Here is a 22,178-nt window from a genome sequence, read left to right on the forward strand (position 1 = left end):
TAAACAAAGATACGAATAACCTAAAAAAATAAGTTATATTAAATCGATAATAAAAATTACTATTTTACAAAGATAACTGATGCTAATTGAGTAATAAAAAATTCAGTGAGAGCTTGATAATATGGATAAAACTACTATTGCGAACAAAGAGAGGATCTTCCTATACCATTCATCCACACGAATCCCCCATAAGCTTCTTTCCATCTCTATCGCAAATTGCACAAAAAAAGAGACGGATAACCGTCTCTTTTTCAAATACGCAAATATTAAATAAAGCGTACTGCTGTGCCATAAGCAACGACACTTTGCATATCTTGCATAATAGAGCCTGAGTCATAACGCATCATTACAACCGCATCTGCTCCCATTGCTTTAGCATTTTCTTTCAGACGCTCAACTGCTTTTAAGCGGGATTCTTCTAGCATATTCGTATAAGCCTTGATTTCACCCCCGACTAAGCCCTTCAGACTAGCACCAATATCTGAAAACATATTTTTAGATTGGGTAGTTAGGCCGAATACTTCACCAATCACTTCATACTCCTTACCAGGAATACGTTCGGTTGTTGTCACTAGCATAAATTTCACCTCTATTCTTCTGTTTTATTTTCTGTTACAGCTTCCGTTGCAATAGTACCCTTAGATTCTTCGATTGCTGCCACTAATTCCTGATTTCCTTGCTTACGCGCCATGGTTTCATTAATCAATGCGACTAAATCTAAGCCCGTTGTTTCTTTAATGGTGTCAAAGGTTCGTGCTAAACCAGCCTCACCCATTTCATGCACACCATCGCCGCTACCAAAGCTAACCACCTTATCAATATTACTGATTGGCGCATTTACCTCTTTGGCAATAGCAGGCAAGACTTTAATAAATTCAATTAAAATACCGGCTTCATTTAATTTTTGTAAAGCAAGGGCCATCTTTTCTTTACTTTCCGCTTCGGCTTGACCAACCTTAGCAATTCTTTCTGCTTCGGCTTGACCTAATTTAGCGACTCGTTGCGCTTCAGCTTCCGCAGCTAATTTAATCTTTTCAGCTTCCGCTTGGGCATAGGCGATTTCTTTCGCTTTTTCTGCCAAGGCATTTTGTTCGACCACATATTTATCCGCTTCTGCTTTTTTACGTAGACTTGCGTTTAATTCTTTTTCGGTTAATTCTGCTTGTTTTTCTTGAATTTCAATGTTCTTTTCTTGTTCAATCAAGCGAACCTTCATTTTTTCGCCTACTGCTACTTGTTCAGCTTGGGCAACCGCAACTTCCTGTTCTTGTTTATATTGCGCTTGCTTTAAGGCCATATTTTTATTAGCTTCTGCAATTTCTGTTTTACGACGAATTTCTTCTTGTTGAGCTAATTGTTCATTTTCGGCTTGTTTAATTCGCGTTTCACGTAAAGCATTTGATTCAGCAATTTCAGCATTCTTCTTCACTTCAGCAATTTGCGGACGTCCTAAAGCATCCAAATAGCCATTAGGATCACTGACATCTTTAATGGTAAAAGAAACAATCTCTAAGCCCATCTTTTGCAAGTCAGTTGAAGCCACTGCTTGCACTTGCTCAGCAAAATCATCACGATTTTTATAAATTGCTTCTACCGTCATTGTCCCTAAAATCGCGCGAAGGTGTCCTTCTAAGACTTCTTGCGCTTCATCTTCTAATTCAGAGGTTGATTTTCCTAGATATTGTTCGGCTGCTGTTTTAATTGCTTCAGTACTGTTGCCGATTTTTACCAAGACCGTTGCACTGGCTTTAATGGGCACACCTTGCTCAGTATACACTTCTGGCGTACCGATTTCTAATTTATGGGTTAAAAGGCTTAATTTATGCGCCTTTTGTACAATAGGTATCACAAACGTCCCACTATTTTTCAAAATTTTAATGCCTTCTTTACCTAAAAACGACCCTGTTACAATCAAGGCTTCGTCAGGCTTACCAATTCGATAACGAATCATTAAAAAGACAATTAATGCCAAAACTAAAATGACTATCCAAACAACTGGATTCAATAAAATATCCCCTATCACTTCATCCACATCCTTTTTATTTGTTTTTATTTTCTACTACTAGCGCAATACCGTTTTGATCAAATTCAATAATAATGACCGAGGTTCCAGCAGGCAAAAGACGATTTTGGGCAATCTCATCGGCTTTAAATAATTTAGCTGGAAAAGTTGCTCGTGCGTGACCACTGCCCGTCTCCATGACTTCGCCTACTGAATCTCCCTGAATTTTCACAGTCAATTGACCTAATAAATATTCAGATTGAGCTAAAGAATTATTTTGATTCCGATCGGTTAAACGGTTATAAAGATACATAATTGGTGCAAAAATAAGCGAAAAAAGTAAATATAAGCCAACAAAAAATAGACAAATCAGGCCGACCCATGCGATACACTGCCAAAAATCAGGCAATACCCCCACTTGTTGCGCAATATATTGAAAAACTTCTTCAAACATTTTTTCCCACCACCTGTAACCTTATAACAAAATCATAACACTAAACCTCTTTTGATTCAAGACGAACACAAAAAAATACATCCTTAGACCTAGGATGTAATCCATTGATATTTAAAGATTTATCAGCAAATACCTTCCTATTACAGAAGCAATAGCAAAGGATTTAAAAAACCATTTAAAAAACAAAACAACTACATATATGAAAGAATAGTCAATTTCTTCCTATATGTATAGGCAAAATATTTTTACGCAACAAAGGAAGATTTGTGATAAAGTAGTTATGAAAAAATTAAAAGCGAAAGGAAAGATCTCATGCATTATTTAATCGTTGGTGCAGGCTTATTTGGTGCGGTATTTGCTGAACAAGCAGCTAAAGCAGGACATCAGGTAACGATTATCGAAAAACGAAATCATATTGCTGGTAATATTTATACACGTGAAGTTGAAGGTATCCAAGTCCATCAGTATGGGGCCCATATCTTCCACACCTCCAATCAAGAAGTTTGGCAATATGTGAATCAATTTGCTCAATTTAATCGCTTTGTGAATAGTCCTTTTGCTCTAAGTAAAGGAAAGCTCTACTCCTTACCTTTTAACATGAGTACCTTCTATCAGCTTTGGCAAACAATCACGCCTCAACAAGCTAAAGCTAAAATCGAGGAGCAGCGACAAGTTTTAAAAGGGAAAACACCTGAAAATCTAGAAGAGCAAGCAATTGATTTAGTCGGAACTGATATCTACGAGACCTTGATTAAAGAATATACAGAAAAACAATGGGGACGTCCTTGTAAGGATTTACCACCTTTTATTATCAAGCGATTACCTGTACGTTTTACCTTTGATAACAATTATTTCAATGACACCTATCAAGGAATTCCGATAGGTGGTTACACACAAATGGTTGAAAAAATGCTCCAACATGATCAGATTGAAGTCCGTTTAAATACTGATTTTTTTGCCAATAAAGCAGCGTATTTAACCAATTATGATAAAATTGTTTTCACCGGCATGATTGACCAGTTTTATGATTACTGTTATGGTCCGTTAGCTTATCGTTCATTAAAATTTGAACACGAAATTTTATCTATAGATAATTACCAGGGAAATGCCGTGATTAATTATATCGACCATCAATATCCTTTCACCCGGATTATCGAGCATAAGCATTTTGAATTTGGCCAACAGGAAAAAACGGTTATTACTAAGGAGTACCCAGCTGATTGGCAAATCGGGGATGAGCCCTATTATCCAGTGAATGACCAGGTCAATGCTAAGTTATACCAAAAATATCAGGCCCTAGCGAAAAAAGATGCCAATATTATTTTTGGCGGTCGTTTAGGCATGTATCAATATTTTGATATGCACAAAGTAATCGAAGTAGCTTTAGCCACAGCGAAAAAAGAATTGCGAAATTAACAAAAAATCCCTTAGCCAATCTATCTAGATTAGCTAAGAGATTTTTTAATATCCATAGCGAATTTGAGATAATCCCGCTACTTCTTTAAATAGTTTAGATTCCTTTTCACTTAATACGATTTGGTTAGTCGTTAAATAATTTGAAACCTCAATGTTTAAACGACTTAAAGATAAGGGAACTGCACAAATACCTTGTTTGATTTCGTTGATAAATGATTGGACCAAGTCAGCCAAACCTTTTTTATTATCGTCATCGGATGCCTTTAGTTCAGAAATAAGCTGGGTTAATAAATCAACTGCTACCTTGCCTCTTTCTTGTCCACCTGCATACCATTTTAATTGTGCCATAATTACTAGCCTCTTTTCTAAAATTATGGACAAATTATAACGCCGAAACCAGCCTTTTTTATCGGTCTATGGACTGAGTTCTATTTTTTGATATATTCACATATTTTCTCAGAGATTACAAAAACCACATTGACTTACTAAAAATTTATCGCCATAATGATGTACTATACACTTATAAAAGTAGATGGCTAGGACAGTTAATCACTTGTCAAGTAAATCAAAATGCTATAAAAGTCTTAAAAATACTGGACTTTTCTATCCTTTGAAGCTTATTTGTTCGCGCCCAAGCGAGCTGTCTCATAGCCTCTAAAATAAATGGCATCAATCGAGCTGCTATTCGGTAAATAAGTAACTATCCCCAAAAAGTGTTAAAAGTTGCGCACTTTTTGTGGCTAGTTAGACTTATTTACTCATAGCAAATCGCTCGCTTGATAGCCTCTAAAATAAACGGCATGTTGTTGAGCTGATACTCGGTAAATAAGCCAAGTTGCTGAAAAAATCTTAAAATATGGAGAATTTTTCCATCCACTTGGAACTTATTTACTCGTATCAAATCGCTCAACACATAGCCTCTAAAAAAAAACGGCATGAGCCAAGCTGGTTTTCGGCAATAAGCTTCCAGTCGAAAAAGTGTTAAAAGTTGCGCACTTTTGTCGCCTACTGCGACTTATTGCTCAAACCAGAACGCTTGTCTCATAGCCTCTGGATTAAGGAGGAACGATTGATGCCTACCGGTGTAATTATCAATGCATTATCCGTTGTATTAGGCGGCATTTTTGGTGGTTTTTTTGGTGAAAAACTATCAGATAACTTTAAAAAAGAGATTACGCTTATTTTTGGTGTTTGTTCAATGGGAATGGGAATTTCGACGATTGTCTTAATGAAAAATATGCCTGCTGTCGTTTTTGCTATTATTTTAGGAACAGCCATTGGATTATTGCTCCATGTTGGTGAGATGGTGAAAACAGGAGCTACTTATATGCAAAAGCCTATTAATCAGCTATTCGGCAAGCAAACAGAGCTAGACGCCAAGGAATTTCAAGCACAATTAGTTACGATTATTGTCTTGTTCTGCGCTTCAGGAACTGGGATTTACGGTAGCTTAGATTCTGGAATGACTGGCGACCATACTATCTTAATTGCTAAATCGATTTTGGATTTCTTTACAGCTGCGATTTTCGCTTGTAATCTGGGGTATGTTGTTTCGATTATCGCCTTACCACAATTTGTCATTTTCTTTTTATTATTTATTTTTGCTAAGGCCATTTTCCCACTTACCTCACCTGTAATGATTGCCGATTTCAAGGCTGTTGGTGGCTTTTTAATGCTGGCAACTGGGTTTCGGATGGTCAATATCAAGCAATTTCCAACCGCCGATATGATTCCGGCAATGGTTTTAGCAATGCCCTTTAGCTATCTATGGACGACTGTCATCCTACCAATGCTATAATCCCAAATGAAGCTATTGAAATAATCGCTATTTGGCAAGTAATCGTCAAATAAGCTAGTTGGGAAAAAGTTTTCTGTTAATTTATCTCAGCTTAGAACTTATCTGCTCACTGTTAACTATCCTTACTTCAAAATCTTAAAAAAAACCAACGAATATTCAGCCTATCTAGCTATAGCCTTAGTATTCGTTGTTTTTATTCATTTTTGCTAAGGAATAATATTGCAAGGATATTTTATCAACTACGATTAGGCGATAGGTAAAGCAGCTTTATACCAACAATTGACTAACGCGTTGCTTTAAAGCTACAATCACCTCTTCTTCGTACCAAGGATGTTTTTTCAGCCAAATTTGATTCCGTGGAGAAGGATGAATCAACGGGAAATAGCTTGGCAAATACTGTTGATAATTAGCAACAACCTCCGTTAAGGTCGTTTTAGAATCAATCGCTAAATACCGTTGCATCGCATAGCGGCCAATCAAAATAGTTAAGGCGACATTTGATAATTCGGCAAGCAATTGAGGATGCCATTTTTCAGCAAAATCTACTCTAGGTGGCAGATCTCCTGACTTCCCACGGCCAGGAAAATAAAAATCCATGGGTAAAATTGCTACCTTTGTTGCATCATAAAAGGTTGCTTCATCTAATCCTAGCCAATTGCGCAAACGATCCCCACTACGATCTGCAAATAAACGCCCACGATCTTGAGCCTTCTGACCGGGTGCTTGCCCAATGATTAATAGCTTAGCTGCTGGATTAGCCTGAAATAAGGGGTGAATCCCGCTTTTAGTATAGGCTTGGTTAGCCTCATCCTGGATAATTTCTTGTTTGATTCTTTCAATTGCCATCAGCTTTCTCTTCTTCCTAATTTTTTTCTTAAAAATCTATTTTTCGCTTTTTTTATTCAAGAAATTATTGATAAAAAACGCTATCAAATAATCCTAAACGTTATTTTGTTATATGTTCTCTTTCTCTATTGTACACTAGATTGAATAGGCATAGAATAGGTCTGTTTCAATGAAAGATACAAAATTAAAGGAGAACAAAACATGAAACAGCCCACTAACTTTCATTCAAGAAAAAGTGCTGCTGGTCTACTGTTAGCCATCGGAATTGTCTATGGCGATATCGGAACTAGTCCACTTTACGTAATGAAAGAAATTATTCGTGGTAACGGAGGGATAAATAGTATCTCTCGAGATTATCTTTTTGGGGTTATCTCACTTATTTTTTGGACCGTAACCCTATTAACTACCATTAAATACGTCTATTTAGCTTTAAAAGCTGACAACCACGGAGAAGGTGGTATTTTTTCTTTATACACCTTACTTAGAAAAACGAAAAAATGGTTGATTGTACCGGCGATGATTGGTGGAGCCGCTATTTTAGCTGATGGAATGCTTACTCCTGCTGTGACGGTAACATCAGCAATCGAAGGCTTACGAGGCCTACCTTTTTATGTACAGCATTTTGGACATAGCCAACAAAATGTAGTTTTGATTACTTTACTTATTTTGGCCATTTTATTTTTCATTCAACAATTTGGAACGGATTTAGTCGGTAAGGCATTTGGTCCGGTCATGCTCGTTTGGTTTAGCTTTTTGGGCTTAATGGGGCTAATGCATTTACAGCACGACTGGCAAATTTTACAAGCCATTCAGCCAAAATATGCTTTAGCATTACTTTTTAGTCCTAGCAATCATTTAGGAATCTTTATTTTGGGCAGTATTTTCCTAGCCACAACTGGGGCAGAGGCAGTCTATTCAGATATGGGGCATGTTGGCCGTAGTAACATTCGCTTAAGCTGGCCATTTGTCTTTATCTGCCTGATGCTTAACTATATGGGGCAAGTAGCTTGGCTATTGACTTTACCAAGCAATACGCCGCTGAACGAAAGCTTTAATCCATTTTTTGCGATGATGCCTGCTGCCTTTCGTTTTATCGGCATTATTTTAGCGACTTTAGCAGCCATTATCGCTTCGCAGGCTTTAATCACTGGTTCATTCACCTTGGTCTCTGAAGCCATCAAATTAAAGCTATTACCTAAATTACAAATTCGCTATCCTGGTAAAAGCATTGGTCAAATGTATATTCCAACCATTAATATTTTACTATGGATCGGTTGCTCATTAATTGTCTTAGGCTTTCAGACCTCTAGTCACATGGAAGCAGCTTATGGTCTAGCCATTACCGTAACTATGCTAATGACGACTATTTTATTAACGCAATTTTTAATCTGGAAAAAAATCCCACGTCTCTTTGCCTATGCCGTATTAGTATTTTTTGGAGGGATTGAGAGTATTTTCTTCATTGCCAGTGCGGTAAAATTTGTCCATGGTGGCTACGTTGCCGTTATTTTAGCTCTACTGATTCTAGCTATTATGTATATTTGGTATCAAAGTAACGAAATTCAAGAACGTCATATTCGAGCAGTTAGCTTAAAAAAATATCTACCGCAGCTACAAGCCTTGTCTAAAGACGAAAGTGTCCCTTACTATCAAACCAATTTGGTATTCTTAGTTCCACAATTATCCGGCGAAAAAATTGCGCAACAGTATATCTATTCGATTCTAGATAAAAAGCTCAAACGCGCCAGAGTCTATTGGTTTGTCAGCGTAGTCGTAACTGATGAGCCTTATACTAAAAAATATGCGGTAGATATGTTAGGAACCGATTTTGTTGTCAAGGTCCAATTATTCTTAGGCTTTAGAGTTGCGCAAGAAGTGAATATCTACTTACGTCAAATTATTCAAGATTTAATGGCTTCTAACCGACTACCCAAGCAGCCACAAAAATATTCGCTTACCCCTGGACGTGAAGTCGGTGATTTTCGCTTTGTCTTGATTCGTGAAGAATTATCAAATATGACCCAACTAAAACGCTGGGAACGCCAAATTTTAAATGCGCGCTTAATGATTAAAAAAGTGACTGTCGCCCCTGAACGTTGGTTTGGTTTACAATATAGCGATGTGGTCCACGAGGTAATCCCTCTAAATGTGGGGAAACCAAAATTCAGCCAATTGCAGGAATGTGCTTTTCAGTGTAAGAAATAAATAATCATACGATAAAAGCTAGTAAGCAAATCTAGAATTTTCCTAGACTTGCTACTAGCTTGTTTTAATGCCCTGTTTGCGCAGTTAACCCCCAAGTAACAAGTTGTGCTTGGGATGGCTGATAATCCACAATGGTCAAGCTAGCGTTAGGTAACAGACCATCTTTACGAAATTGATCAATTGGCGTACCCAAAAGCCCTTGGATCAGTAAGGTTAAATGCACGCCATGACCGACAATTAACACTTTTCCATCAGGATATTGCTGATAAATTTCTTGGATTAATGCATTGCCTCGCTCATATAGATGTCCATAAGATTCCATCTGAAAGGCTTGTGTATCAAAGGTCGCTGGCGATTGATGATATTGTTTCAAAATGTCCGCATCGACCTGACTAAAAGGGATGCCCTCCCACTTACCAAAATGAAACTCTCGCAAGCGTTCATCAACTATATACTGTAATTGCTGATGATGATGCGATTGGGCTAAAGCTAATTGGAGCGTTGTTTGCGCTCTAAATTGCGGCGAACAATAAATTTTCTCAAAACGACAATCCTTTAAATACCGATTTAAACCTTCAGCCCCCTTAATTCCCGCTTTTGTTAAAGGAGAATCCACCGTTGCTCCATTGAATCGTTGCTCTAAATTAATCTGCGTTTGACCATGTCTTAAAAAATAAAATTCTGTCATAAGCTCATCCCTATTATCTCTATTTTATTGCTAATCATCAACATTGTATCATATTTTACCGATAATATTAGTTCAAAAAAATAAGAACGATTACTTGACATATCGACAATACTCGATATAATAAAAAGCATGGAAAATATTGAAATTTTTAAAGCCTTATCAAATGAATATCGATTACAAATCTTACTATGGTTAAAAGATCCTACAGCTTATTTTGTCCACGAAACAAATGTAGATATGCTTGAAGTAGGTGTTTGTGTTGGTGAAATTCAACGCTTATTAGGACTGACTCAATCGACCACCTCACATTATCTTACTATCTTACAAAAGGCCGATTTACTCATCGCTACTAGAATTGGCAAATGGACTTATTATCGCCGAAACGAAGATACTTTGAATCGATTACGTGATTTCATCGATACTAAATTATAGAACTATGGTTAGCATTTTGTGCATAGTTCTTCTTTTTTCAGTCGTTATATCGAATAATCTCGAAATGTCATTTTGATAAAATTTTATAGAGGAAGAAGGATGTTTTTCATGTCGAAAAATTTAGTAACAGATACACTTACACTACGTCACCGCGCGATATTATCAAATAGGATTGTGATGTCACCAATGCAGACACTTTCTGGTAAAAGAAATGGTTTTGCTTCAGCAGATACTATCGCTTACTATGCCGCTCGTTCACAAGCAGCTGGAATGATTATCGCCGAGTATCACTACGTTAGTCCAAATGGTGGACCTTGTTCTACACCAGGCTATCCTGAACAATTAGCTGCCTATTCTGATGAGCATCTTGATGGCTTACGTCAAGTCGCTAAAGCTATCAAAAAAGATGGAAATAAGGCCATTTTACAAATTCACCATGGGGGTAGAGCAGCAATCGGTCAAGCTGTCAGTGGGAGTCCTGCAGTAGCGCCTAGTCAGATGGACTTTGATTTTTTAAATTATCCAGTACGCGAGTTAACCAATGAAGAAATTGAAGCAATTATTGCTGATTTCGGACAAGCGACTAGACGGGCGATTGAAGCCGGCTTTGATGGAGTAGAAATTCATGGTGCGAATCACTATTTACTCCAACAATTCTTTTCAAGCTATTCCAATCGACGAAACGATCAATGGGGTGGCTCCTTGGAAAAACGCATGGCCTTCCCATTAGCTGTAGTCAAAGAGGTCAAACGCATCGCAAAAGCTTTTGCTAAAAAAGAATTTATTATTGGCTATCGAATTAGTCCCGAAGAAATTCACGGCGAAACAATTGGCTACACTTATCAAGAATCGACTCAATTAGTCGCTAGAATCGTCGAACAAGAATTAGACTATATCCACTTGTCTTTATTTGAAGGCTACCATTCTAAACCAAAGAATAGCGATTTATCCTACGCAGAGCACTTCAAAAAGGTCTTAGATGAGCAAACAAAACTCATCATTGTCTGCGGAGTAACTAGTCAAGAACAAGCACAGGATGCTATAGCTAACTATAGTGACTTAATTGCTATCGGACGTGGGACATTAATTGAACCACAATTTGCTAAAAAAATCATGGAAGGAAAAGGTGAAACCATCCTACACCAAATTTCACCTGAAACGCTAGCTTATGCCCAACTAACACCAGGACTTAAAGAAGCGTTCACTCGTGAAGATCACCTAGGCTTACCACCATTACCTGGTGGAGAAAGTATCCAATCATTCCATACCGGACAATTCGACATGTTTAATTAATAAAAAAAGAATATTCAGCGCAAGAGGCGCTGAATATTCTTTTTTAAGTTTAACTTTTCATTAATGGACATTACCCATTAATTTTTGAATTGGCTTGCGACCGAAGTATAATAAAATACCGGCAATCACCGCAACTGCCCCAACAATACCATAGTAAGCTGATTCAGTTTGTGGGGTATAAAAACGAGCAATTTGGGCATTGATTACTTGTGAAGAAGCATCCGCTAATAACCAAATAGCTAACGTTTGTGCTTCAAAAGCTTTTGGCGCTAATTTAGTCGTTACCGATAGACCAACTGGGGATAAGCACATTTCTCCAGCAATCATAATGAAGAAGCTGCCTACCAACCATAATGGGCTTACTTTTGTATCTACTCCATAAAGCATTCCTGGCAACATTAATAAAACGAATGATAATCCCGCTAAAACTAAACCAATTGAGAATTTCACCACTGTTGTAGGTTGTTTTTTTCCCATTTTAGACCATAACCATACGAAAAATGGTGTCATCAATACAACAAATAATGGATTTAGTGTTTGATACCAACTAGCTGGAATAGTGAAGCCAAAGAATGTTGATTGTGTTCTTTCACTAGCAAATAAAGCTAAAATAGATGAGCCTTGTTCTTCTAATGACCAGAAAATAATCGCTGCAATAAACAACGGAATATACGCACGAACTTTTGCCTTTTCTTCTGGTGTTACTTCATTTGATACCAGCATGCGTGTGAAATAGATAATTGGAATGGCAATTCCGACCACACTGACAAAGTTAACGAAGAAATCAATCGTTAATTGTCCCATGGCATAAGCCACACCAAAAACAACAGCGATAGCTACAACAATCAAAGCAATTGTACGGAATACTTTTGCACGTTCACTACCAACAATCGGATTGGTAGGCTCCATGCCGATTCCTTTTAAGGTTGTCTTACCTTGGAAGTAGTAAACACATAATCCTAAGAACATACCGACAGCGGCCACACCAAACCCTAAATGATAGCTAACTTCTTGACCTAAAGTACCGACAACAATCGGTGCTAGTAATGCGCCGACGTTAATTCCCATGTAAAAAATTGAGAAACCTGAGTCACGACGTAAATCTTCTTTAGAATATAAATGTCCGACCATTCCAGATACATTGGCTTTTAACATCCCTGTACCAATGACAATTAAAATCATGGAAACAAATAAAGCAATGACACCTAATGGTAAAGCTAGCACAATATGACCAAACATGATGAACACACCGCCATAAAAAACGGTTTTATGTGACCCAAACAAACGGTCGGATAGCCAACCACCGACAATACTTGACATATAAACCAATGCCCCGTAAACAGACATGATTGCAACTGCGGTTGATTTAGGCAATCCTAAACCACCATTTACGACTTGATCGTACATAAAGAACAACAGGATGGCGCGCATTCCATAGTAGCTGAAACGCTCCCACATTTCTGTAAAGAACAGAGTGGCTAAGCCTCGCGGTTGTCCTAAAAAGGTTTTTTCTTCCTTCTGCATAGTAACCCACCTTTAAATAATATAAATATGTAATACAGCTGATACTTTTAACAGTCTATACTTCCATTAAAAATAACCATAAACCATTTTACTATGATTTATCAGTTATGTAATAAAAAAGAGAATATCTTAATTTATCCCCTCCTCTATTCTGAGATGAAAATAAAAAAACGTTGATTTTTACACAAATTTTTATGAAATAACCACCAAATTTATCATAAAATATTCATTTTAACGCTAAGATTTTTTTAATAATTATTAAAAAATACAAATATACAGTTATTTATTCACTCATTTTCATAATAGTCTGATAATTGTATTTATTCATATAATTTGTCTAGAGATTTGTAAAGCTAACTGTGAACATACTTTGAAAACGGTATTTACAGTCAATCAATCACTGCTATAATTAAATTAACTAGTAAATAAAGGGTGATGAGGAAATGAAAAAGTTAAAATTTTTAGGCTGGCTAAGTGTGGGACTGATTGGGATTACTTTAACATGCACACCGCTTTACGCGCAAGAAGAGTCATCGACAGAAAGTAGTGCAATCAATCCATCTACTACCGAAACAACTTCAACACAGGCCAATTTATCAGAAACAACTGCTACTGCTGATTCGGCAACCAACAAAACACAAGAAGCGGCAGACACAGAAAAAGAGGAAACAACTACTTCAACCGAGACCAAAACACCAGAAGTGCCCGTAGCTTCACAGCCAGTGACTAAAGAAGTACCTACACAAGCAATGTATCGTGTTTATAATTATAACTCAGGCGAACATTTTTTTACAGCAAATAGCTATGAAGCGAGTCAATTAGCTAAATTAGGCTGGCATTATGAGGGCATTGCTTGGTATGCACCATTAGAGGGAGAACCGGTCTATCGATTATACAATCCTAACAATGGAGACCATCATTACACCTTATCAGGAGGCGAAAAAGCCTGGCTTGCCCAGCATGGTTGGCGCTATGAAGGGATTGGCTGGTATTCTGATAATCAAAAACGAATTCCATTATATCGATCCTATAATCCTAACGCCAAAAGCGGTTCTCATCATTACACCCAATCCTTAGGTGAGCATAATCAGCTACTAAACCATGGTTGGCGAAATGAAAATATCGCTTGGTATGCAAGTAACGTAACGCCTAGTAGCAATCAGCATGAACAACTAAAACAAATCTCTGTTACTACAGCCATTTTCCACCATATTCAATTGGCTGGAGATACCGTTATTCAGACCAGTCCTAATGCCAGTGCACCCGCTATTGCAAATAGTGCTAGCTATCGAGGATTGGTTGCTATCACACGACAAAAAGTAAGTAACTACGATGGTCTTTGGTATGCAGTAGCTTTTCCAGATGATCAAATCGGTTGGATCCGCACCCAGTATTTAGCGGCCTATCGTGACAATGATTACTATCTTTATACAACAGGTGGTCCCTATCCTAACCTAGCTGCCTACCCTAATGTGAACGTTGAGATTAATTATACGGCTAAACGATTATATCTAAAATCAGGAAATCGTGTCATTTATACGATGCTCAGTCAACACGCGATGCCAGGGATGCTTTCTCCTACTGGTCATTATAGTATCAACACCTATCGCGCACGCCGTTTTTGGTGGATGGGTGGTGGTGCAGATTATGCTGCTGGTTGGAAAGATTATGGTATGTATCTCATTCACAGCACACCAATTGCTACGCCAAATGGTGGCTATAAGCACGACATTGGTATGAAGTTAGGTGTACCTGGTTCTGGAACATCACATGGTTGCATCCAAGTATCCGTAGAAGATGCTAAATGGTTCTACTCTCACATCCAAACAGGAACACCTGTCTACATTCATTACTAATCAACAATCACCTTGAAGAAAGGCAAAAAACCGTTGCATTCAAAAATGCAACGGTTTTTTTGTTAAATGACTCGACCCTCGTCAATAGCTTTAAGCTGTTTAAAGCGTTCATTCGTTTGCGCCAAATCGCTTGGCGTACCAGACATTTCTAAACGACCGTCTTCAATAAAAATCACTCGGTCCATTATCTCAATCCCTTGTAAATGATGGGTAATCCAAATCACCGTTTTATTCTTTAACTGGCTAAAGAAAGTATCAATTAACGCTTGTTCAGTTAATGGATCTAAGCCAACTGTTGGTTCATCTAATAAAACTATCGGTGTATCTTGTAATAAAATACGCGCTAAAGCCATACGATGACGTTCCCCACCGGAAAAACGTAATCCAGCCTCATCAACCATAGTATGTAGACCTTCAGGCAATTGCTCAACTAATTTTTTCAAGCCGACACGCTCAAGTACTTCCCAAACTTCTTCTTCCGTCTTATCAGTATTAGCCATCCGCACATTATTAAAAATTGTCGTATGGAAAAGATAAGGCGCTTGTTGAATGACACTAATATAGTGACTTATTTCATCTCCAAATTGATAAGTTGGCACACCACCTAATGTCAAAAGACCGTTTTGTGGCTTTAGATCACCGCGAATCAAGCTTGCAAGTGTACTCTTACCAGAACCACTCTTACCTAAAATAGCTAATTTTTCACCGGGAGCAATAGTTAAATCCAACTGGTCTAAAACCAACTGCTGATCATAACGAAAACTTAAATTCTCGCTACAAATCGTCATATCGGTAGGTTTCATTGAAATAGGTTGACTCTCCTCACCATCATCTAAAGCATTGAGACGTTCAATTGAATCCTTGTATACATTACTTTCTTGCATTGCTTCAGGCAAGACAACAAAGGCATCGACTATGGGAAAAGCACTCAATACAAAGGCTGCAATCCAGTTCGCCGCCCTACCATGATTGCCAACAAACTGTTGGGAGGTCCAAACAATTAAGCCAATCACTACAAAGCTATAAATCAATTGGAAAAGCACATGCACACGGCGATTAAATAGCCGTTTTTGATCTTGAACAATAGACAACTCGTGTTCTACCTGTAGATGCGTATCGACATATTCAATCCCACGCTGGCTAAAAATCCAATCAGCTACCCCTAACACATTATCCGTTAAATCCGTGTATAGAGCCGATTTCAAGCTTTTTTCTTTTTCTTGGCGTGCGCCATTGATCACTACCGACCATATTGGTAATACTAGCACCAAAATGAACAATAATAAAGCAATATATAAAGCAAAAAAGATTGAAAAGAAACCAATAGCCACCACGATAAACACGTATAAAATTATGGCGATAATCAATGGAAATACGGTCCGTAAATATAGGTTTTGAATATATTGAATATCCTCGGCTAACAAACCTAAAATATCCCCCATGCGATATTTTTGCTTGAAAACCATCGCATCCTTTTCTAGCGTGTGATATAGTTTGCGGCGAAGCTTAGAAGTCATTTTCAAAACCCAATTGTGACTTGTTAAACGTTCGATATAACGAAAGACTGGCCGACTTACCCCGAAAGCCCGAGTTAAAACAATCGGTACATAGACTAGCAGGATATTTTCTGGTAAAGAAGCTGACTTGCTAATCAAATAACCTGAATTAAACATTAAGGCCCCTGCACTAAAGAAAGTACAAAAGCCCAGAAATATAGCTAACATTAAGGGCCACTTATAGCGCTTAAGATACGGCTTTACCCAAGTATCCTTATCTAAGGCTTTTAAAATAGGGATCTTAGACATGACGTTCACCTCGCATTTTCTTTGTTAATTCAAAGAAGGCGCCACGTTTTTGCGTCAATTCTTGGAAAGTGCCCGCTTCAACTAATTTTCCTTCTTCTAAAACCAAAATATAATCCATTTGATGCATCCAATGCATTCGATGTGTTGCAAAAAAGACTAAACGATTTTCCATCAATGGTAACATTTGATTTTTTAATTCCACTTCAGTTTCAATATCTAGATGCGCGGTTGGTTCATCTAAAATCAATACCTTGCGTTCTTGATCTAAAAAGGCCCGTGCCAAAGCAATCCGCTGAGCTTGCCCACCACTTAAGCTTCTGGCTCCTTCACCAATTAGCGTGTCTAAGCCATCAGGTAGTTGTGCCAATAAATCACTTAAACCAGCGACCTCAATGGCTTGCATGATCGCCGCATCATCAGCTGTTGGCGTATAAAAAGCGATATTTTCACGCAAAGTAGCTCTAAAAACATAAGGATTTTGCGGAATATAAAGGAGTTGTTTTTGCCAATCGGCTTGTTTAAAGCTAGTCGTAGCTTGCCCATTAAATAAAATCGTTCCTTGTTTAGGTGTCAAAAAACCGCTGAACAAATTCATCAAGGTGGACTTACCTGAACCACTCATCCCGATAATCCCAATTTTTTGATAACCTTCAACTACCAAATTAAATGGTTCTAACCCTGTCTTTTGACCATAATCAAAGGAGAGATGATTCAAGGTTAAAACCGAATCGTTTGACCAAGGGGCAATCGTTATTGGTGTGACCTCTTGTTCAGGTAGCTCTAAAATCTCACGAATAGCCGTCATTGCATTTTTACCATCTAAGGTGGCATGATAGTCACTTGAGAAGTCCCGAACTGGCAAGAAATATTCCGGTGCTAAAATTAAAACCGTCAAAGCTGGGAAAAGCAAAATTTCAGCATTTAATAAACGTAGACCTAAAAATACCGCTACAATCGCCACGGATAAGGTCGTAAAGAAATCTAAGGCAAAGGTAGAGAGAATCGCAATTCTTAACGTAGACATCGTTGCCTTACGAAAATCTTCACTCGTTTGATAAATGCCTTTTTCATAAGACTTACTCATGCCAAATAATTTTAGGGTATCAATTCCACGTAAAGAGTCGATGAAATGATTCGACAAAATTTGAAAAGAGCGATACTGTCGATCAGCCTTTGCTTGCGCGGCATATCCTAAAACGATCATAAAAATGATGATTAGCGGGAAAACTAACAGTAAAATTACGCCTGATAGCCAATCATAATAAAAAACCACCACTAAAAGTACCCAAGGAACAATCATCATATTCATCATCTTAGCTAAGATTAAATGAATATAGTTTTCTACCTGACTAATACCATCTACGGTCATCGTCGTCACATTCCCCGTTCCATGAGCTTGCACGACTTTAGGACCAAGTTTAAAAATCTTTTGTAAAAGCTGCTTGCGCAATTTTTTCGCCTGTTCTTGCGCATAAGTATCTAACAGGCGCTCACGTAAATAGGTAATTAAATGTCTTGCCATGAAAAATAAGAAAAAGCCAAGCACATACTTTAAGACACTAGCAAGGATTCTTCCTTCCCATAAATGGGTAATTGCTGCACTTAACATCCAGGCTTGGCCAATGATAAAGATTGCTTGCAAGAAAGCAAATCCTGCAAGCAATCCAAACATCTGTCTAATTTTTTCAAGGCGCATTATCGCCTTATCTATCATTCTTCGTACCCCACTACATCTGCAGTTACGCGTTTTCTAAATACATAGTACGTCCATGCAAAATAAGCTAGCACAAATGGTAATAACGTAACCGCTACAATACTCATGATTTTTAGCGTATACGGTGTTGAAGAAGCATTCTTAATCAGCAAATCAAATTTAGGGCTAATTGAACTAATCATCACACGTGGGAATAACCCGGTAAATAGTAAGGCTACGAGTGAGACTAAGGTTAATCCACTTGCTAAAAAGGCCGCTAATTCTTTACCTTTTAATACAGAAATATTGGCAAAGACCGTCAACAAGACGATTAAGACAACTAAACCTAAAGTTGTAGCAAAATGTACTTCAAAGAAATCAGTTTGGAAGTATAAAAGAATCGCAAAGACAACTAATCCCGCATAAAGTACATAATAAAGTACTTTAGCATAATCTCTCGCCCGATAACGAACTGGACCATCTGTTTTTAATGCAATATAGTTTAATCCATGTAGGTAGCAAAGTAAGGTCAAGGCTACCCCACCGACAAGTGAGAAGAGATTAAAGTAATCGGTAAAATGTGCTGTCATATTTCCTTGGGCATCTAGTGGCATACCTTGAATCATGCTGATAAAAATGACACCGAAGAAGAAAGGTACGATAAAACTACCAATCGTTAAGGTCCAATTCCAGAAATTCTTCTTACTTGGCTCTACTTTATGACGAAATTCAAAAGAAACCCCACGAATAATCAAGCCAAATAATACAGTAAATAGCAATAAGTAATAACCACTAAACAATGAAGCATACCAGAAAGGAAATGAAGCAAACATCGCTCCACCAGCTGTTAATAACCATACTTCATTGCCATCCCAAACTGGACCAATCGTATGAACTAACTGATCTTTTTCCTTTTCATTTTTAGCTAAAGTCTGAACAGACATCCCTACGCCAAAGTCAAAACCTTCTAAAAAGAAGAAACCAGAGAATAATACACCAATTAAAAAGAACCATAAAAGTTGTAAATTATTCATGGATAGCCCCCCCTTCAAATGGGTCTACTGGATTAGCTACTTTTACTGTGTCTAATTCAGGACCTTTTTTGATTTCTTTAATAACTAAGGTCACCATTACAGCAGCAAGTCCAGTAAATAGCAAGAAGTAAATCGTGTTAGAAATCAATAATGAGGTTACGGATACGTTCGGTGATACACTGTCCATAATTGTAAATACACCATAAACCGTCCATGGATAACGTCCTAATTCAGTAATTAACCAACCAGTTGTATTCGCCAAAAATGGTGCAAAAGTAGTTAATGCCATCACCCAAATTAGCCAACGCTTGTTGAATAAGGTTGGTTTTTTCTTTCTAGTCATCACTAAACCGACGATTGATACCAACAGCATCAACACACCAAAGCCAGCCATTATACGGAAACTCCAGAATAACGCATTAACTGGTGGATAGAAGTTTAATTCTTTACCGGTTGCCTTTTTATAGGCCGCCACTTGATCTTTGAACTCTTTTTTAAATTGCTCGTTTAATTCATTCATTCCTTGAATTTCTTGCTTAGGATCATTAAAAGCTAGAATCCCTAACATATAAGGAACCTTAATGCCAAAAACTTCTTTTTTATCTAACTCATCAGCCCAGCCAACGATGGTCCATTCATTAGTCTTTTCATATGCTCCTTCTGTCGCAGCTAATTTCATTGGTTGTGTATGGACTAAGTCTTTCATCTGTAAGTCCCCAGCTAATAACACACCTAATGAACCAACCAAGGCAACGGTTAAGCCTACACGAATTGATTTACGATAAAACTCTTTAAAGCGATCTGTCGCATTTTTATTACGTAATAATTGGAAAGCAGTTAAACCAGCTACAATGATTCCACCCATCGTAATCGCCGCAGTAATTACGTGTGAGTATTCATACCAAGTTTGTGGATTTTTAATCAAGGCAAAGAAATCTGTCATCTCTGCTCGACCATTACGTAAAGCATACCCCGTTGGATGTTGCATAAAGGCATTGGCAATTAAAATCCATAATGCTGATAACATTGAACCTAATGTTACCAACCAAATGAAGACTACGTGAAGCTTAGGACTAACCTTTTGCCAAGTAAACATCCATAATCCTAAGAAAGTTGATTCCATAAAGAAAGCTAACAACGCTTCAACAGCCAGTGGTGCCCCAAAAATATCACCAACAAAACGAGAATAATCTGACCAGTTCATACCAAACTGGAACTCTTGAATAATACCAGTAACCACACCGACTGCAAAGCTTAGAAGAAAGATGTTCCCCCAAAACTTAGCCATCTTCTTGTACATTTCGTCTTTTTTGATTACATACAGTGTTTCCATGACTGAAATCACTAAAGCTGTACCGATTGAAAAAGGCACGAAGAAATAGTGAAACACTGTCGTCATCGCAAATTGGAAACGCGCTAATGTCACAATATCCATTTTTCTTCCTCCATTCTACAAATTAGGATAGCTTGAAAGCACCATCCCTTCATCAAAAGAGATAAAAATAATAAAATCTAGATAATATCCCTAGATTAATAATATGCTTTTTTAGAATTATTGCAAAGCATTTGTTCAAAAAAATGATAATCTTTTTATTGAAAAATCAAATAAAAAACAAAATTGCAACCTCTATTTTTATCGTTTGATAAAGCAATAATTCTCAATTATTTTCCGATAATAAAAATACATTTTTTAAACAAATTTATAAATATTAAAAGACTCTCTCAATCTTCATTATTGACTGAATTGTCAACTTTTTATTTATAATCATTTATTCACATATAAACTTTTAAGTTATTTTGATTTTTCTATATTCTCATTTTACGATTCATCTATTCATCCATCCTATTATCATTCATATTAAAAATAACAAACAAAAAAATCGTTTTTCCGACTATTTCTAATCGAAAAAACGAATTTTTACTAACTCTACTTAATCTAAGCTATTTTTGTCCTCTTCTATCAAAATCTCGCAGGTAATTTTGTAAATGTTGAACAAAATACTGCGCCATATCTGAAAATTTTCGATTCATTTTTTTAATCACAATTAACTGACTAACGGGTGCATCTGCTAGTGGAATCAATAAAATTCCTTGACTTTTACCATCCTCCACTAAACCAGAGCCAGAACCGTAAGCATCCGTTCGTTGCAGTATCGCTGTTAACGTAGCCCGATCACTTGCATGAATGACTTGCGGAACATCTGGAAAATCTAATAAATCCTCTGAAAAATAAGTGTAATAATCACTTTCTTGTGAAAACCGAATTTGTGGATAAGGAGCTAATTCCGCTAAACTGATTTCCGTTTTTTTAGCCAAGGGATGATTTTCACCTAAAAAGATATGTGTACGAAATTCATGGATTACCTCATATTCTAGTTCACTAGCATTAAACATCCGCTCTAAGGCCACTTTATTTGATGCATTGAGATACAAAATCCCTAATTCACTGCGATATTGCTCCACATCTTTAATTACACTTAGCGTTGTACTTTCAAATATCCGAAAAGCCTCACACTCAGGATAAGCTTTGATCATATCACTTAATATAATCGATAGAAAATCATAATGTTGACTAGAAATTGAGAAATGCTTAGTTTGATCATTTTTGGTAGCATAACGATTTTCCAACAATTCTACCTGGGATAGAATCTGTTGTGCGTATTGAAAGAAATCAGTGCCCTCCGCTGTTAAAACCGCTCCCTGACTCGTACGTTCAAATAACTTAACATCCAATTCCTGTTCTAATTCCTTAATCGCATGCGATAAACTTGGCTGCGAAACATAAAGTTTTTTCGCCGCTTCACGAAAACTGCCATTATTGGCAATCGCTGTAACATAACGCATTTGTTGAATATTCATCCTAAACCACCTTTTTATTTTCCTTTTTTCTCATTATAGCTATTCATAAGATGATTTGAAAACCTTATTTTTCACTTTAATTGATTATCCTTCGCTCATCTACTAAATTGCTTATAAAAAAGACTTGTTTTCAGGCTGGAGCTTATCCGCTCGTAGCTAAACAAGTCGATCTACATCCTTTTTGTAATCTGTGTATATCGACTAGCTACTTCATCGGATAAGCCAGCCCGGCTGATAAAGTCTTGTAAGCTATGGACTTTTTCGCCTGGCTGG

18 protein-coding genes are annotated in these 22,178 nt (G+C 37.3%); 6 read left to right on the forward strand and 12 right to left on the reverse strand.

Going from position 1 to position 22,178, the window contains the following annotated elements; genetic code table 11:
* Positions 1 to 266 precede the first annotated feature (266 nt).
* Genes RK02_RS09510 through RK02_RS09520 form a run of 3 tightly spaced genes read right to left on the reverse strand, consistent with a single transcriptional unit; the run spans position 267 to position 2,456 of the window.
* Entirely contained in the window at positions 267 to 587 is a 321-nt protein-coding gene (locus RK02_RS09510; RefSeq protein WP_211211277.1) for a heavy metal-binding domain-containing protein, read from the reverse strand.
* A 2-nt stretch (positions 588 to 589) separates the two neighbouring features.
* Positions 590 to 2,023: a flotillin family protein gene (locus RK02_RS09515; protein ID WP_016184028.1), complete on the reverse strand. Its 1,434-nt coding sequence runs from the start codon at positions 2,021 to 2,023 to the stop codon at positions 590 to 592.
* Between the two features lie 16 nt (positions 2,024 to 2,039).
* Positions 2,040 to 2,456, reverse strand: coding sequence for a hypothetical protein (locus RK02_RS09520; protein ID WP_016184029.1), 417 nt, complete (start codon positions 2,454 to 2,456; stop codon positions 2,040 to 2,042).
* 288 nt (positions 2,457 to 2,744) lie between these two features.
* On the opposite strand from RK02_RS09520, the gene glf reads away from it, so the two are divergent.
* Positions 2,745 to 3,872, forward strand: coding sequence for a UDP-galactopyranose mutase (gene glf, locus RK02_RS09525; protein ID WP_342662316.1), 1,128 nt, complete (start codon positions 2,745 to 2,747; stop codon positions 3,870 to 3,872).
* Positions 3,873 to 3,917: 45 nt separating this feature from the next.
* Here the strand turns inward: glf and RK02_RS09530 are convergent, their stop codons facing one another.
* A complete protein-coding gene (locus tag RK02_RS09530; protein WP_016184031.1) occupies positions 3,918 to 4,220 on the reverse strand; it encodes a bacteriocin immunity family protein in 303 nt (100 codons plus the stop codon).
* 724 nt (positions 4,221 to 4,944) lie between these two features.
* Between RK02_RS09530 and RK02_RS09535 the strand changes: the two genes are divergently transcribed.
* The gene (locus RK02_RS09535; RefSeq protein ID WP_016184032.1) at positions 4,945 to 5,670 is read left to right on the forward strand and encodes a DUF554 domain-containing protein; all 726 of its coding nucleotides are present in this window, start codon (positions 4,945 to 4,947) and stop codon (positions 5,668 to 5,670) included.
* 267 nt (positions 5,671 to 5,937) lie between these two features.
* On the opposite strand, the gene RK02_RS09540 is transcribed toward RK02_RS09535, so the two are convergent.
* The gene (locus RK02_RS09540) at positions 5,938 to 6,519 is read right to left on the reverse strand and encodes a uracil-DNA glycosylase family protein (RefSeq protein WP_281168781.1); all 582 of its coding nucleotides are present in this window, start codon (positions 6,517 to 6,519) and stop codon (positions 5,938 to 5,940) included.
* A gap of 198 nt (positions 6,520 to 6,717) precedes the next feature.
* Here RK02_RS09540 and RK02_RS09545 point away from each other — a divergent pair, with 198 nt between their 5' ends.
* Positions 6,718 to 8,721, forward strand: coding sequence for a KUP/HAK/KT family potassium transporter (locus RK02_RS09545; RefSeq protein WP_016184034.1), 2,004 nt, complete (start codon positions 6,718 to 6,720; stop codon positions 8,719 to 8,721).
* A 64-nt stretch (positions 8,722 to 8,785) separates the two neighbouring features.
* Here the strand turns inward: RK02_RS09545 and RK02_RS09550 are convergent, their stop codons facing one another.
* The gene (locus tag RK02_RS09550; RefSeq protein WP_016184035.1) at positions 8,786 to 9,409 is read right to left on the reverse strand and encodes a histidine phosphatase family protein; all 624 of its coding nucleotides are present in this window, start codon (positions 9,407 to 9,409) and stop codon (positions 8,786 to 8,788) included.
* Positions 9,410 to 9,538: 129 nt separating this feature from the next.
* Here RK02_RS09550 and RK02_RS09555 point away from each other — a divergent pair, with 129 nt between their 5' ends.
* Together RK02_RS09555 and RK02_RS09560 are read left to right on the forward strand one after the other, a co-directional pair.
* Complete coding sequence (locus RK02_RS09555; RefSeq protein WP_016184036.1) at positions 9,539 to 9,841, forward strand: ArsR/SmtB family transcription factor; 303 nt, start codon at positions 9,539 to 9,541, stop codon at positions 9,839 to 9,841.
* A gap of 108 nt (positions 9,842 to 9,949) precedes the next feature.
* On the forward strand, positions 9,950 to 11,134 hold the full coding sequence (locus tag RK02_RS09560) for an NADH-dependent flavin oxidoreductase (protein ID WP_018451644.1): 1,185 nt from the start codon (positions 9,950 to 9,952) through the stop codon (positions 11,132 to 11,134).
* A 60-nt stretch (positions 11,135 to 11,194) separates the two neighbouring features.
* On the opposite strand, the gene RK02_RS09565 is transcribed toward RK02_RS09560, so the two are convergent.
* Positions 11,195 to 12,658, reverse strand: a complete 1,464-nt coding sequence (locus RK02_RS09565) for a peptide MFS transporter (protein ID WP_016184038.1) — start codon at positions 12,656 to 12,658, stop codon at positions 11,195 to 11,197.
* A gap of 443 nt (positions 12,659 to 13,101) precedes the next feature.
* On the opposite strand from RK02_RS09565, the gene RK02_RS09570 reads away from it, so the two are divergent.
* Positions 13,102 to 14,514 (forward strand): L,D-transpeptidase family protein, encoded by a 1,413-nt coding sequence (locus tag RK02_RS09570; RefSeq protein WP_016184039.1) that lies wholly within the window; start codon positions 13,102 to 13,104, stop codon positions 14,512 to 14,514.
* A gap of 62 nt (positions 14,515 to 14,576) precedes the next feature.
* Here the strand turns inward: RK02_RS09570 and cydC are convergent, their stop codons facing one another.
* The 5 genes from cydC to RK02_RS09595 all read right to left on the reverse strand — a co-directional run bounded on the left by cydC (position 14,577) and on the right by RK02_RS09595 (position 21,905).
* Entirely contained in the window at positions 14,577 to 16,319 is a 1,743-nt protein-coding gene (gene cydC, locus RK02_RS09575) for a thiol reductant ABC exporter subunit CydC (protein WP_016184040.1), read from the reverse strand.
* The gene (gene cydD / locus RK02_RS09580) at positions 16,312 to 18,033 is read right to left on the reverse strand and encodes a thiol reductant ABC exporter subunit CydD (RefSeq protein WP_018451645.1); all 1,722 of its coding nucleotides are present in this window, start codon (positions 18,031 to 18,033) and stop codon (positions 16,312 to 16,314) included. Before cydD ends, cydC begins: the two co-directional genes overlap by 8 nt.
* Complete coding sequence (gene cydB, locus RK02_RS09585) at positions 18,030 to 19,046, reverse strand: cytochrome d ubiquinol oxidase subunit II (protein WP_016184042.1); 1,017 nt, start codon at positions 19,044 to 19,046, stop codon at positions 18,030 to 18,032. The genes cydD and cydB overlap by 4 nt, the downstream gene beginning before the upstream one ends.
* Positions 19,039 to 20,481, reverse strand: coding sequence for a cytochrome ubiquinol oxidase subunit I (locus tag RK02_RS09590; protein ID WP_016184043.1), 1,443 nt, complete (start codon positions 20,479 to 20,481; stop codon positions 19,039 to 19,041). Before RK02_RS09590 ends, cydB begins: the two co-directional genes overlap by 8 nt.
* A gap of 506 nt (positions 20,482 to 20,987) precedes the next feature.
* Positions 20,988 to 21,905 carry a LysR family transcriptional regulator gene (locus RK02_RS09595; protein WP_016184044.1) on the reverse strand — a complete coding sequence of 306 codons (918 nt, stop codon included), beginning with the start codon at positions 21,903 to 21,905 and terminating at the stop codon, positions 20,988 to 20,990.
* Positions 21,906 to 22,178 lie beyond the last annotated feature (273 nt).

Source organism: Enterococcus columbae DSM 7374 = ATCC 51263 (genome assembly GCF_000406925.1).
Classification (GTDB): domain Bacteria; phylum Bacillota; class Bacilli; order Lactobacillales; family Enterococcaceae; genus Enterococcus_E; species Enterococcus_E columbae.

Coding starts and splice junctions, on each gene's coding strand:
- RK02_RS09520 (WP_016184029.1), bottom strand. CDS start 2,456: ATGTTTGAAGAAGTTTTTCAATATATTGCGCAACAAGTGGGGGTATTG.
- RK02_RS09530 (WP_016184031.1), bottom strand. CDS start 4,220: ATGGCACAATTAAAATGGTATGCAGGTGGACAAGAAAGAGGCAAGGTA.
- RK02_RS09535 (WP_016184032.1), top strand. CDS start 4,945: ATGCCTACCGGTGTAATTATCAATGCATTATCCGTTGTATTAGGCGGC.
- RK02_RS09545 (WP_016184034.1), top strand. CDS start 6,718: ATGAAACAGCCCACTAACTTTCATTCAAGAAAAAGTGCTGCTGGTCTA.
- RK02_RS09550 (WP_016184035.1), bottom strand. CDS start 9,409: ATGACAGAATTTTATTTTTTAAGACATGGTCAAACGCAGATTAATTTA.
- RK02_RS09555 (WP_016184036.1), top strand. CDS start 9,539: ATGGAAAATATTGAAATTTTTAAAGCCTTATCAAATGAATATCGATTA.
- RK02_RS09560 (WP_018451644.1), top strand. CDS start 9,950: ATGTCGAAAAATTTAGTAACAGATACACTTACACTACGTCACCGCGCG.
- RK02_RS09565 (WP_016184038.1), bottom strand. CDS start 12,658: ATGCAGAAGGAAGAAAAAACCTTTTTAGGACAACCGCGAGGCTTAGCC.
- RK02_RS09570 (WP_016184039.1), top strand. CDS start 13,102: ATGAAAAAGTTAAAATTTTTAGGCTGGCTAAGTGTGGGACTGATTGGG.
- cydC (WP_016184040.1), bottom strand. CDS start 16,319: ATGTCTAAGATCCCTATTTTAAAAGCCTTAGATAAGGATACTTGGGTA.
- cydD (WP_018451645.1), bottom strand. CDS start 18,033: ATGATAGATAAGGCGATAATGCGCCTTGAAAAAATTAGACAGATGTTT.
- cydB (WP_016184042.1), bottom strand. CDS start 19,046: ATGAATAATTTACAACTTTTATGGTTCTTTTTAATTGGTGTATTATTC.
- RK02_RS09590 (WP_016184043.1), bottom strand. CDS start 20,481: ATGGATATTGTGACATTAGCGCGTTTCCAATTTGCGATGACGACAGTG.
- RK02_RS09595 (WP_016184044.1), bottom strand. CDS start 21,905: ATGAATATTCAACAAATGCGTTATGTTACAGCGATTGCCAATAATGGC.